Annotated in this window: 15 protein-coding genes and 1 pseudogene; 14 read left to right on the forward strand and 2 right to left on the reverse strand. The window is 43.6% G+C overall.

Annotated features, from left to right (window positions below; translation table 11 throughout):
- Nucleotides 1-27 precede the first annotated feature (27 nt).
- The 9 genes and pseudogenes from NYE33_RS04430 to NYE33_RS04465 all read left to right on the forward strand — a co-directional run bounded on the left by NYE33_RS04430 (nucleotide 28) and on the right by NYE33_RS04465 (nucleotide 6,238).
- Nucleotides 28-825 carry a DNA-binding protein gene (locus NYE33_RS04430; protein ID WP_341064854.1) on the forward strand — a complete coding sequence of 266 codons (798 nt, stop codon included), beginning with the start codon at nucleotides 28-30 and terminating at the stop codon, nucleotides 823-825.
- Nucleotides 826-830: 5 nt separating this feature from the next.
- Complete coding sequence (locus NYE33_RS04435; protein WP_042140574.1) at nucleotides 831-1,166, forward strand: helix-turn-helix domain-containing protein; 336 nt, start codon at nucleotides 831-833, stop codon at nucleotides 1,164-1,166.
- A gap of 162 nt (nucleotides 1,167-1,328) precedes the next feature.
- Nucleotides 1,329-3,572, forward strand: a complete 2,244-nt coding sequence (locus NYE33_RS04440; RefSeq protein ID WP_042140573.1) for a U32 family peptidase — start codon at nucleotides 1,329-1,331, stop codon at nucleotides 3,570-3,572.
- 214 nt (nucleotides 3,573-3,786) lie between these two features.
- A complete protein-coding gene (locus tag NYE33_RS04445; RefSeq protein ID WP_042140572.1) occupies nucleotides 3,787-4,233 on the forward strand; it encodes a hypothetical protein in 447 nt (148 codons plus the stop codon).
- 1 nt (nucleotide 4,234) lies between these two features.
- Nucleotides 4,235-4,462, forward strand: coding sequence for a helix-turn-helix transcriptional regulator (locus NYE33_RS04450; protein WP_042140571.1), 228 nt, complete (start codon nucleotides 4,235-4,237; stop codon nucleotides 4,460-4,462).
- A 23-nt stretch (nucleotides 4,463-4,485) separates the two neighbouring features.
- Nucleotides 4,486-5,403: an NAD(P)-dependent alcohol dehydrogenase gene (locus NYE33_RS04455; RefSeq protein ID WP_341064857.1), complete on the forward strand. Its 918-nt coding sequence runs from the start codon at nucleotides 4,486-4,488 to the stop codon at nucleotides 5,401-5,403.
- 84 nt (nucleotides 5,404-5,487) lie between these two features.
- Nucleotides 5,488-5,650: pseudogene (locus tag NYE33_RS04460) on the forward strand (helix-turn-helix transcriptional regulator); the annotation flags it as partial.
- Nucleotides 5,651-5,664: 14 nt separating this feature from the next.
- Nucleotides 5,665-5,760 carry a hypothetical protein gene (locus tag NYE33_RS36435; protein WP_445669802.1) on the forward strand — a complete coding sequence of 32 codons (96 nt, stop codon included), beginning with the start codon at nucleotides 5,665-5,667 and terminating at the stop codon, nucleotides 5,758-5,760.
- Between the two features lie 73 nt (nucleotides 5,761-5,833).
- The gene (locus NYE33_RS04465; RefSeq protein WP_341064861.1) at nucleotides 5,834-6,238 is read left to right on the forward strand and encodes a VOC family protein; all 405 of its coding nucleotides are present in this window, start codon (nucleotides 5,834-5,836) and stop codon (nucleotides 6,236-6,238) included.
- A 99-nt stretch (nucleotides 6,239-6,337) separates the two neighbouring features.
- Here NYE33_RS04465 and NYE33_RS04470 read toward each other — a convergent pair whose 3' ends face one another.
- Entirely contained in the window at nucleotides 6,338-6,751 is a 414-nt protein-coding gene (locus tag NYE33_RS04470; RefSeq protein ID WP_042140568.1) for a MerR family transcriptional regulator, read from the reverse strand.
- A 138-nt stretch (nucleotides 6,752-6,889) separates the two neighbouring features.
- Between NYE33_RS04470 and NYE33_RS04475 the strand changes: the two genes are divergently transcribed.
- Nucleotides 6,890-7,834 (forward strand): MBL fold metallo-hydrolase, encoded by a 945-nt coding sequence (locus tag NYE33_RS04475; protein ID WP_042140567.1) that lies wholly within the window; start codon nucleotides 6,890-6,892, stop codon nucleotides 7,832-7,834.
- A gap of 93 nt (nucleotides 7,835-7,927) precedes the next feature.
- Here the strand turns inward: NYE33_RS04475 and NYE33_RS04480 are convergent, their stop codons facing one another.
- On the reverse strand, nucleotides 7,928-8,782 hold the full coding sequence (locus tag NYE33_RS04480; protein WP_042141825.1) for a LysR family transcriptional regulator: 855 nt from the start codon (nucleotides 8,780-8,782) through the stop codon (nucleotides 7,928-7,930).
- A gap of 128 nt (nucleotides 8,783-8,910) precedes the next feature.
- On the opposite strand from NYE33_RS04480, the gene NYE33_RS04485 reads away from it, so the two are divergent.
- The 4 genes from NYE33_RS04485 (at nucleotide 8,911) to NYE33_RS04500 (ending at nucleotide 12,902) form a co-directional block, all read left to right on the forward strand.
- Nucleotides 8,911-9,900, forward strand: a complete 990-nt coding sequence (locus tag NYE33_RS04485) for a zinc-binding dehydrogenase (RefSeq protein ID WP_042140566.1) — start codon at nucleotides 8,911-8,913, stop codon at nucleotides 9,898-9,900.
- Nucleotides 9,901-10,176: 276 nt separating this feature from the next.
- Nucleotides 10,177-10,860, forward strand: coding sequence for a response regulator transcription factor (locus NYE33_RS04490; RefSeq protein ID WP_042141824.1), 684 nt, complete (start codon nucleotides 10,177-10,179; stop codon nucleotides 10,858-10,860).
- A complete protein-coding gene (locus NYE33_RS04495; RefSeq protein WP_042140565.1) occupies nucleotides 10,861-11,862 on the forward strand; it encodes a sensor histidine kinase in 1,002 nt (333 codons plus the stop codon). It abuts the gene before it with no gap.
- A gap of 101 nt (nucleotides 11,863-11,963) precedes the next feature.
- Nucleotides 11,964-12,902: a VanZ family protein gene (locus NYE33_RS04500; RefSeq protein ID WP_042140564.1), complete on the forward strand. Its 939-nt coding sequence runs from the start codon at nucleotides 11,964-11,966 to the stop codon at nucleotides 12,900-12,902.
- The last annotated feature ends 4 nt before the right edge of the window (nucleotides 12,903-12,906 follow it).

Genomic DNA, 12,906 nt, shown 5'->3' on the forward strand with positions numbered 1-12,906 from the left:
TCTTACAGTCTAAAGGAGGCCCTACCCGTGCGCCCTTCCTTTCTAAAATCACTCAACCTTGATGTTATTGTGGAGATGATAGAGATGGCTTGCCGCTTGGAGAAGTGGGACAAAGTCATTGAGACATCGGAGATTTTGTATGAATGTGTGCAGTACTTGTATCAGGAACAGCAGTATCGGAAGGCTAAAGCTTCACCACTTTTGACAATCGGGCTAGAGCATCCACTGGTCTATTATTACGGATTCAGTTATCTGACTCGGGGGATGGCTTATCAAACGAAAGAGAACTATGAGGAAGCACGGGCATACATAGATAAGTATGCCGAGTTGGGATGGTTGGAGGATCTAGGTGAGGACGGGCTGGAAGTTGTAGAGGAATTCCGATTTCTGGCACAAGCAAACGGATATGCACTTGAACTTATGTCTGGGCGGGTGGGCGTTCTGACTTCTTATACTGCCTTTCTGCGAGAGAATCCAGAAGAAGTACTGCCCGGATTGGATGTGATTCTGCAGGCTGCGCTGCGGTATGGGCTGGATTTGGACGAGTTGCTGATGATGTTCGCGGAGCATACAGCAGAATTCAGCACATATGAGGATGAGGGCAATCTAGTACACTTTTATCGCTTCAGTTATCAATTGGCGCTGTACTATAAGCGGGCGGGAAGAATGGTGGAAGCACTGGAGCAGATACTGCAAGCAGTGAGGCTGGCCTATCGGTCGGGGAACGACAGTCATTCTACTAGAAGTCTGGCGCTCTTTGAATCGTTACGCGATTGGGCAACGGTGGAGCAGGTGAACGAGGTTCAGGCGTTAATTAAGGGGTGAATACCGTGATGGATAAGGAAATACTGAAGCTCGTCGGAACCCGGATTCGTGCTCTTCGGAAAGAGCGGGGCTTGTCTCAGGAGGCGCTGGGGGAGAAAGGCGGATTTCATTTTTCATATATAGGGCAGATTGAGCGTGGTGAGAAGAACGTTTCTTTATTGAATTTACATAAGATAGCGGAATCGCTTGAAGTTAATTTAGTTCAGCTGTTTGCGTATCAGAATGAAGAGTTTATGGTTACCTCAGCTGAGAGCGATATTCAGGATATTGTAGGTATGCTTCGTGACGCTAATGATGAGAAGGTACGTGTGGCTAAAAATGTACTCAAGGAATTATTATAAAAAATAATTATGAAGCAAGCTTATCAGAGGGAATGAGGTTGATTAAAAACAAAGCGCAAGCCATTGGTTTGTGCTTTTTGCCGTAGCTTAAGAGTAGTTCTTATTTTATGATTAATGGTGCTGAGTTTCAGCGGTTAAAGAAGTAGGAGGTAAGGATAATTTATGACTGAATTACTAGCTCCAGCAGGCAATATGGAGGCTTTAAAAGCTGCAATATCTAATGGTTGTGATGCCATATACTTAGGAATGCAAAAATTTGGTGCACGCGCATACTCATCTAATTTTGATCTAGAATCGTTAAAAGAGGCTGTTACGTATGCGCACCTGAGGAACGTTAAAATCTATGTTGCCATGAATACCATCGTTTTTGAAAACGAAGTGGAAGAGATGAAAGAGCAGATACACGAATTAAATGAAATCGGTGTTGATGGCATTATCGTCCAGGACCTGACTGCTTTCGATTATATCGTTAAAAACTTTGTTGATATGGAAGCACATTGTTCAACTCAAATGGGAATCGACGATCTAGACGGAACTTTATTATTTAAAGAACTTGGTGCGAAAAGAGTTGTTCTGTCCCGTGAGGTCAAGGTTGAAAAAGTAAAAGAGATCAAAAGAATAGCTGAAATCCCTTTAGAAATTTTCGTTCACGGTGCTTTATGTGTATCTTATTCGGGGAATTGTCTAATGTCAGGATTGCTCGGCAATCGGTGCGCAAATCGCGGAAGATGTGTGGGTTCATGCCGTAAGGAGTATGAACTAATCGATAAGACAACAGATACATCTTTAGGGAAAAGCTATATTCTATCTACTAAGGACTTGAACACCATCGATTATATCCATGATTTAAAAGAAATCGATTCTTTAAAAATAGAAGGCCGAATGAAGGCGCCTACGTATGTTGCTAATGTTGTATCCAAATATCGCAAGGCCTTAGATCATAAAATAACCGAAGAAGACAAAGAAAATCTGAAAAAAACATTCAATAGAACATTTACTAAAGGGTATTTGTTTCACGAAGACAGGAGAAATATTACAAACATCTTAAAACCTAATAACTTTGGTTATGAAATTGGAACAATCAGCGGGATTGTTAAAGACATGTATGAAATAACACTTACACGTCCTTTAAATCAGAACGATACCATTCGAATCAGTCACAACAATGAAGATATTAATCTAACGGTTGCCAAACTGTACGATAAAGAGGGCGAATTAATCAACAAAGCAGAGGATGTCTGCTATATCAGAATCAAAGAAAAGATGTCTAAGGGAGATTTAGTATATAAAACGAAGGATTATTTCTATAACAAAGAATTAGAAGCATCACTGGAAAAAGAATTTAAGCGGTTTAACCTCAATATTAGAGTATATGCATGTCCAGATTCAAAGCTTGTCATAGATGCGGAAGGCTTAGGCTTTAATTATTCCTATGAAAGCGAGGAAATACTGGGCGAAGCCATTAATAATCCAACAACAAAAGACCAGGTAACCAAGCAATTCTCAAGATTAAATGATACGATATTCGAACTTCATCATGTCGATTATGAGGAATGCAATGCATTTATTCCAGCTAAACTGTTAAATGCAGCAAGAAGAGATATTGTACTGGGCTTGTATGACTTAAAGCTTAACAGCCAGCAGAAAAGAACCAAGGCTTTGGAGGCAAAAGAAAAAATAAGCTTTGCCCCTGGAAAACCATACCTTACGGCCTCTGTAACGACTAAGGAGCAGTACGATGCTTGCGTGAGCTGTGGAATTAAGGAAATCTATTACGAAAATGTGGTTAGAAGAAATCAGAATGATTATAAGGAACAAGAAGGACAGCTACTAATTGGAGGATATGGGGGGATTAATCACTATAGAGAAACAAACCCGTTTGTTACGGACTATTCTCTAAATGTTATTAATGCGACTAGCTGCTATGAATTATATAAATTAGGTGCAAAACGAGTCACTTTATCTTATGAATTGAATAAGAGCCAAATTGAAGATTTAATGAATGCCTATGTTAAAGAAAATGACGGCTATCCTGCACTGGAAATGATTGTATATGGCAGGGCTCCTTTGATGTTTACGAAATATTGTCCGATGAAAAAAATGAATCAATGCAGAATTTGCAAAACGAAGAGCTATGAGTTAAAAGATGAGCACGGAACGTTCCCTATCATTTCCCATAATGATTGTACAACGACTCTCCTTAATGGGAAGACGCTTAATCTGTTGGATGAGCTACCAAACATCAAAGGAATCGAGGCGCTCAGATTAAACTTCACAGTTGAATCCAAAGAGCAGGTTGTGAAAGTCATTAATATGGCGTCAGGCAAATTAAATGGCTCAATGAATAATGCTGTCTTTAATCAGGAAACAGACACAAGAGGACATTTTAATAAAGAGATTGTGTAGGTAGCCAAGGGATGGTTCTGGCTATATGATGGCGGGACGAGTGCAGAGTGAATAGCGAATGGGTTAAGGTATGAAGGAATAGTGAGGCCTTCAATTTCGTTCTATATAGGTGTGGAGAAGGTTGGTTTAATTTAATTTTGTATAACAGAGTTGACTTGATGTATAGTTTGGTATACATTGTGTTTAGTACACTTTACTAAAGGCGGTGTCATACATGACTTATCAAGAAAAGAAGAGCATCGTATCGCTAATCAGCACCATACTCATTTTTACAGTGTATTTGCTGTACAGATACCCACAGTATCCCAATGAGGTGTTGGATTCAAAAGTAACCTTCCATTACTGGGGATCCTTCATTCTTGTATTGACCTTGGTTTCCATCGCGGCACATATCGTGATCAGCATTGTTTTTAACATCATCTTCCGTATGACTACGGGTGAAAAGGAACCTACATTCGCGGACGAACTGGATAAGCGCATCGACTTGTTGGCCTTTCGAAATTCATTTGCTATGTTTGTCAGTGGCTTCCTTCTGGCTATGGGCTCATTGGTTACAGACCAGCCTTTGAGGGTGATGTTCATCGTCCTAATCGTCGCTGGATTTCTTTCAGACGTAACCGGTTCAATATCGAGACTGTATTACTACAGGAGAGGAGTCTAAGATGGGTAAAGTTCCTGTTGGCAATTACATCAGAAAATTACGATTCAATCTTAATGAAATGACCCAGCAGCAGCTGGCCGACAAGGTAGGTGTAACCAGACAAACGATCGTAGCTCTTGAAAAAGGAAATTACTCTCCTTCACTGGAATTGGCCTTTCGTATTGCTCACGCCTTTAACCTGCCGCTTGAAGAGGTATTCTTTTACGGGGAAAACTCACAGGAGCCATGAGGGAAATAGATAGGGGGTAAAGGATGAGAGCAATGGTATATGCCAAATACGGAACGCCTGATGTGCTTCATCTGAAGGAGCTAGAGAAACCTACACCGAAGGATAATGAAGTCCTTGTCAGAATATATGCGGCAACGGTAACAGCGGGGGACTGGCGTATGCGAAAGGCCGACCCATTCCTTGCAAGATTGTACAATGGTCTCTTAAGGCCTAAAAAAATAACGATATTGGGGTTTGAGTTAGCTGGGGAAGTTGAAGCCGCAGGCAAAGATGTAACACGATTTAAGAACGGTGATCAAATATTTGCGTCTTGTGGTTTTGGCTTCGGTGCATATGCCGAGTACAAATGTCTGCCTGAAGATGGATTGGTGGTCATGAAACCGGTCAATGTGAGCTATGAGGAGGCTGCCGCTGTTCCCATCGGGGGGATAACCGCGTTGAACTTTCTAAGGAAGGGGAATATCGCGAGCGGAATGAAGGTTCTTATTTATGGAGCCTCTGGAAGTGTGGGGACTTATGCGGTGCAGCTTGCCAAATATTACGGGGCAGATGTAACAGGGGTATGCAGTACTGCTAATCTTGAGATGGTAAGATCTATAGGAGCCGACCGGGTCATAGATTATACGAAACAGGATTTCATGGCGCTTGAAGAAAGCTATGATTTAATCTTTGATGCCGTTGGGAGAACGATATCGAAAATCAAAAAATCGACATTCAAAAAAGCACTGCGAACGAACGGGAAATATGTGAGTGTGGATATGTCACACAAGCCTCGCGTTGAAGATCTTATCTTCCTCCAAGAGCAGCTTGAGGCCGGTACCCTTAAGCCAGTTATCGATAGATGCTATTCGCTGGAACAAATTCCGGATGCCCATCGTTATGTCGAACAAAAACATAAGAAGGGGAATGTCGTTATTACTGTAAGTGAAACTTTCCGTTAGTGAAAGTGCGGTTACGCTTATCATAAGTAGGGGCAAGATTCTGTTGCACAGCATACTGTTTCGAGGGGGCAGCAATGAATAAAACAGACCGTTTATCGGGATATTCAGGCGATCAGCGAAGCAGGTGTACCGATTATAGGCACTACAGGTACCAGCCTATTCCTTATTGGAGGGATATTTACTGCCGCCGATCAGCTTCACTATAGAGGAAGCCGTGACCTTACTCATAGGGACGGATTTTATCGAGCTTCGCTGCAATGGGTGCTCGGCTGGGGAGCGGGTGTAATCGTATTGGAGCCTGAATTATTCCGGAATAAGATTCGTGAGGAAGCCCTGAAAATTTCAGAACGCTACTGACATAACGCTGTCAGTAGCGTTGTTTTATTATCAGGTATGTAAACATAAAGGAGTATAGAAAGGATGGTATTTTGTGAATTTTGCTTCTGTACGCATCATTACCGACGATGTGAATCGTCTCGCCGAGTTCTATGAAAAAGTCCTAGGTGTTTCGGCGGTGCACCCCGCGCCTGTTTTTGCCGAACTCGTTATGCCGGCATGTACCCTGGCAATCGGCCACTCCCAAACGGCGCAGCTATTCGGCGCTGGTTCGGTAGTGGCAGCGAGCAATCACACTGTCATCATCGAGTTCCGCGTCGACGATGTCGAAGCCGAATACGCACGCTTGAAGCCAATTGTCCATGATTGGGTAAAAGAACCGACCACGATGCCATGGGGAAACCGTTCTATGCTGTTCCGTGATCCCGACGGCAACCTGGTAAACCTCTTCGAGCCGGTGACCGAGGAAGCGATTAAACGGTTTAGTGGCAGGCATTGATTAACTGATCCTCATGAGGGTCATGTCGAGTAACTGGCACAGGGTGTCTGATTTTCTACATCAGACACCCTGCAGTGTTCACGCAGGATTACGCCGCTATTATCTAGTATTTACTATGTCTTCTTTCGTAAGTTCCTGGTATAGGGTAAGTTTCTCTTCGGCGAGAGAAATCATGTAATCAATTTCTTGCCGCCTGGATTCCAGTCCCATCAGATGTTTCTCAAGGATTTCAATCCGCTTTTTTAAGGTAGGATTATAATTAGAGGGATTCTCCCCTTGTTGAATTTTATCCATTACACAGCCCTCACGAGTAAACTCCGTAATCTCCTCAAGCGATAAGCCCAATTTTTTTAGTTTATTTAGACATTGAATGTAGGATACCTCGCTTTCTTTGTAGACACGTGCCCCTCCACTACTACGCTTGGGTTCATGTAGTACCCCGATTTTTTCATAATAACGAATCGTATAAGGAGTTAATCCCGTTTGTACTGACACCTGACTTATCGTAAGCATCCGATTTCTTTCCCTCCTTTTTAATGCTGGTATTGAAAAATATTATACCCTGAAAACTCTCTTGACTTCTAGTTGACTCTAACTTGTAAGTTAACTTTACGAATTGAAATACAGGAACAAACACTAAGGGGTGTAACAATGAACAACGAATATTTCACGATTCAACAAGCAGCGGAAGGGATCTGGGGTGCTATTTCGGTTCCAGGCAGCGGTTCTCTGGGGAATGCAGCAATTATTGATCTTGGGGATTTAACCGTTGTAGTGGATACAACCAACCTGCCGCATTCTGGTGCTTTGTTACGTCATGCTGCTGAACAACTAACAAACAAACCGGTTAAATATGTAGTGAATACACATTTTCATGGAGATCATGTCAACGGCAATCAGGAATTTATGAAAAGCGAATTTATATCTACTGTATGGACAAGAGATTTGCTATCAGATATGGGTGAAGTGAATGTTGATTTCATGCAGCAAAACATTCAAAAGTTAATGACTAGCCTAAATCATGTACGTTCAAAGCAAAGAGATCCCCACATGCTAACTGAAATCGACTATGATCTTTCGGTACAGCGGGCCCTTTATGATGCCATCCCTTCCCTATGCAGGGTGATCCCCACGATAACTTTTGACGATAAACTCGTTATTCAAGGAACAAAGCGATCAATCGAAGTTTTATCTTACGGAGGCGGTCATTCTTTAAGTGATGGTGTTGTGTACGTTCCAGAAGAGCAAACCTTGATCGCTGGTGATTTAATATCGACTAAGACCATTCCGGTCATACCCTACGGTAATCCATACGCTTGGATACGCATCCTTAAACGCATTCAAAAAGACCTCAAGGTCAATACTGTCGTTCCGGGACATGGAGATGTATCTAATTCAGATCGAATCACGGATGTCATACAATTTTTGGAGAAAACGATCACTTATGTTTCTGGAGCTGTAAAAAGCGGGAAATCAGAGTCTTACTGGCTGGAACAAGGGGTATTAAAAGGCTATGAGGATTGGCATCTGCCCCAGTATTTCAGCTGGAACTTTCGCTGGCTCTTTAACAGTATGCTTGTTCAAAACAACAGATGAGACAACATGAAATAGAGATCTTGAAAAAAACGAAGTAATGGAAGTTGCTGATGTTGGTCTACCACCACTTCTTATTCAGTAGGTTAGGCATGTCTATGGCTGTTGAATCATTTGGAATAATCTTGACAACGCACTGGAGAAAATGGAATTCCGGCGATGTACAAACCATACATGCAAGTCCCGGTACCCTTCAGGAAGACGATGGGAAGATATTTGACCCGCCTCTTCCGCCTTGGTAATTGACGATTGTGGCAGCATAGACACGCCGAATCCAGCGGCTACACCACTTAGAATTACTTCTAACGTTCCAAACTCCATAATCTGATAAGAGCTCATCCCGCTTTCTCCTAGGAATTTCTCAGCTTTTGCGCGATGTGTACATCCAACGTCGAAGAACAACATCGGCTTCGTAAGCAATTCGCGCATGTCACTCTTACCCGGTTCCGAGATCAGCACCAACTCCTCGTTGAAAGCCACAACATGTTCTATATCAAGCTGGTCAATGGGTCCATAGACAAAGGCTCCATCTAGTTCGTAATCAAGCACCTTTTGTAAGAGACCATGCGTTTCGCCAGTGATGAGCGATAGTTTGACATCGGGATATCGTAAGTGATACTTGGTCAGAAGAGGAGTCAGATGAATAACTGCTGTCGTTTCAATGGAACCTAAGCGGAGAAGGCCCGCAGGATGCTCCGAGTATTGTGTGGATTTCACAGCCTCGTCCATCAGAGTCAGTATTTTATCCGTATACTCCAGCAAGTTCTCACCTGCCGGCGTTAACGTCATCCCCCGATTGGATCGACGAAAAAGAGGGAGCTTCAACTCAGCCTCAAGGTACTGAATCCGGTTCGTCACATTGGACTGCACATAGTTCAAGACTTGCGCGGCCTTCGTTATGGTGCCCTCGCGAGCAACAGCTTGAAATATTTTTAAATCTCCACTTTCCATTTCCATGTCACCTGCCTGGTATAATTCTTTATGATAGTCGCCTTCAGTTTTGATCATTTTACTGGATTATATCCTTTATGTACAATTCAATATAGATTCATTAATAACGACTTAAGGGAGTAATCAAGATGAAAGCAATTGTACATGCTGGACAAAGTGGCCTGAAGGGCTTGAAATATAAAGATATTAGGGACCAAAAGCCGGGGGTTGGCGAAGTAAAAGTAAGGATAGAGGCTGCAGGGCTGAACCATAGGGACTTGTTCATCATGGCAGATCGAACAGAACAGGATGTCCCTCTGGTTATTGGTTCTGATGGCGCGGGCAGGATAGAAGCAGTAGGTGAAGGCGTATTCAGCCATCCATTAGGTGCCGATGTCATCATTAATCCATGTATCGGATGGGAATCCGCCGATAATGTTCCGTATGTTCCAGCCATTGTAGGAGGTCCTTCAGATGGTACATTCGCCGAGTCTATCATCATTCCTGCGCAAAATGTCATCAGCAAGCCAGCTTACCTGTCCTGGGAAGAAGCGGGTGTGCTACCCCTGTCCGCCTTGACGGCCTATCGAGCTCTGTTCACGAGAGGCCGCTTACAGCAAGGTGAACACGTCCTTATTCCTGGCATTGGTGGTGGTGTTGCGACTTATGCCATGAAGATGGCTTCAGCGGTGGGTGCGCGTGTTAGTGTGACATCACGTAGTGAAACGAAAAGACAAGCTGCACTCATTAATGGGGCCGACCATGCATTTGACAGTCATAGCGATTGGAGGGAAAGTATGGATGGAGACACCGTCGATCTCATCCTCGACAGCATCGGACCTGCGACGTTCCCACATTACTTTGACATTATTAAACCGGGTGGCCGTATTGTCACGTTTGGGGCAAGCTCGGGAGATCGAATGGAGATCCCGATGCGGTCCATATTTTTTCCCCAAATTAGTATCATTGGTACCTCCATGGGAAGTAGTGAAGAATTTGCTGCTATGCTTCAATTTATGGAACGCCACTTGCTTCGTCCTATCATTGATCGAGTATATCCTTTACAAGATACAGTTCAGGCATTTCACAGAATGCAGAAGGGGGAGCAGTTCGGTAATATTGGAATAAGAATAGATTGAACAGACAACAGGGCAAATGAGGTCGTAAGAAGCGGTTCAGGCTAAATGTTATGCTGACCATAATAAAGTTCAGGTTATGACTGTCCGCGACAAAAGCGATATAAATCTGAGCAAAGAATATCTTTAGCGTTGTGGGGTGTTTTTTGTCCCTATCTTGCCCCTTCAGAGTTGTGAAAGTCATTAATATGGCATCAGGTAAATTAAATGACTCAAAGAGATTGTGTAGTCGTGGAATTCATTAAATGTTCTAAAATCAATCATAAGGATGACCTTCAGATGAAAATATTATTAGTTGAAGATGATAAGACGATCGCGTCGGGACTGGAATATTCGCTGCAGCAAGAGGGTTATTGGACCGTTCTCTGCCATGATGCCGCTTCAGCCCGAAAGGTGCTCGCCGAAGACATCGATCAGTTCACTTTGTGCCTGTTCGATTTACAGCTTCCAGACGGAACTGGCTATGAATTATGCAAGATGGTGAAGGAACGACGCGATATCCCGGTCATTTTCTTAACAGTGATTGATGATGAGGTCAATGTCGTGATGGGACTCGATATGGGAGCCGATGATTACATTACCAAACCTTTTCGGGTTCGCGAGCTTCTCTCCCGGATCAAGTCCGTCTTGCGGAGATACCAGAAGCTGTCCCATGCCGGAGCGGTCATTGACATTGACAATGTGCGCATCCATACGCTGGAAGGCAAAGTATATAAAAACGGTGCCGAAATTTCGCTAACCGCCTTGGAATACCGCTTATTGCTGATCTTTGGCAACCACGTTGGACAGGTCCTCACCAGGAATCAGCTCTTGGAGCAAATCTGGGACGTGGCCGGGGACTTCGTGAATGACAACACGTTAACGGTCTATATCAAAAGGCTAAGGGAAAAGCTGGAGGATAATCCAGAGCAGCCGGCTCTGATCAAAACGGTACGCGGTTTAGGCTATAAGGTTGGTGATTAGATGCTGCGCAATCGGGAAAATCAAATATTATTACTCGTCATGGGTTCGATCAGCTTATCGGCGATCGTCATTGCTGCTTTCATTTCGTCTGTCACCGCAGCCCTGGTTATTATTGTATCCGTGCTGCTTACCGGCACAGCTTTATTATTCACAAAACGGAGATATTACGAGCTAGAGAAGCTGTCCGTCTATTTGCGGGAAATTAGCAGCGGCCAGGCCTCCCTTGACCCTCGCGATAATCAAGAAGGTGAGCTTAGCATCTTAAAGAATGATATTTACAAGGTGACACGCATGCTCTCCGAGCATCGTTCGCTATTGCAGCGGGATAAGCTTCAACTGACCGATGCCATCTCCGATATTTCACATCAGCTCAAAACACCGATCACCTCTATGACAGTCATGGCAGATCTGTTAAGTGCCCCTGATCTGCCTTCACTCAAAAGAACGGAGTTCACCCATCATATTCGCATTCAGCTTGAACGGATCGATTGGCTTGTTTCATCCTTATTAAAGCTAGCGAAAATGGAAGCGGGAACTATCCCGTTCAAAAAAGATCGAATACACATGGGAACCCTAATCGAAAAGGCACTGGAGCCGGTTATGATTCCGATGGATATTAAGGGACAGACCGTTTCCATCACAGGGGATGACAACGTCTCTTTTGCCGGCGATTTCCGTTGGACTGCTGAAGCGGTTATCAATATTTTGAAAAATGGAGTGGAGCATACACCTGAGGGCGGTGCGATTACCATCACATTTTCCGACAACGTGCTATTTACGGAAATCGTTATTGCTGACAACGGAGAGGGCATTCCGAAAGAGGATTTGCCTTATATTTTCAAACGTTTTTATAAAGGAAAAAATGCTAATGAAGGAAGCATCGGTATAGGGCTTGCGATGGCTCACAGCATCATTGCAAGCCAGAACGGCGTGATTGATGTAACGAGCGACAGCGGGAGGGGTACAGAGTTTCGGATCAAATTTTATAAGCATGTGATTTAACAGCACTCCGTAAGTGACTGAACTGTCACCTCCAACGTCACTGTAAAGTCATTTTGGACAGATAAAATGATATTCATCAGATGAACAATGGAGGTACAACCATGCAAATGAAGCAGCAGCGCAAGATTACTTTTATTATCACGATAGGCTACGCCCTGATTATTCTTTATTTTATGCTTTTTGCTTTCGGCAGAGCGGATAAGGTAGATCAAATCAGTCAGTACACCTTTATTTTTTTGCCGGACGGTTTTTTTAGGGTGCCGGGTCTTTCCGATCTTCTACATCCGACACTGATGGACTTGGTGGGTATTGGAAACTTTGCAGCCTTCATACCTTTTGGCATACTGTTTCCGTTGTTATACCGCACCAGCTTTGTTCGCTTCATGACAGGGTTTATCCTGTCCATTCTTGTGGTGGAGACCATCCAGGCACTAACATTCCTCGGCAGCTTTGACATGAACGACGTCATACAGAACTCATTGGGCGCTGCTATTGGATTCGGGGCGTACAAGATTGGCTTCCGTACAAAAAACTACTGGAGAAATATCGCTGCTACGGGAATTGCCAGTGCTGTCTTAATGATCGGCGTGTGGGGGGTCTTCGGAGTAGTTGATCAAGTGTTCACCAAAGAGGTGGGCCCTTTTGTAGCGATAAACGAATGGAAAGATAGTAACGGAAATCGAGTAACGGGAACCAAACAGGACAGTCTTAAGATTGGCGGTCAAGACGTGACACCCCAATATAATGTGTATGGCATTGAAGGTAAAAAGAAGGAAACATATACGTATTCGCTAGGCAATAAGGGAGAGCTGTATCTTAGCTTGAATTATGGAATTCCTGATCATAAGGATTTCCAGGGCAGCATTAAGGTTACCGTTGACGGGCATGAGCTCCTGTCTGTATCTGCAGAAGATCAGCTCCATGAGCCGGATAATAGGATCCTTCATCTCACCGGGGCTAATGAGCTTAAGATAACCATTGAGGGGAATGAAACCCTTTGGGATGTTGGATATAAAGAGATGGTATATACCTGGAATTGAGCAT

Origin of the sequence: Paenibacillus sp. FSL R10-2199, from assembly GCF_038000235.1 — a bacterium.
In the GTDB taxonomy this organism is placed as follows: domain Bacteria; phylum Bacillota; class Bacilli; order Paenibacillales; family Paenibacillaceae; genus Paenibacillus_AQ; species Paenibacillus_AQ phytohabitans.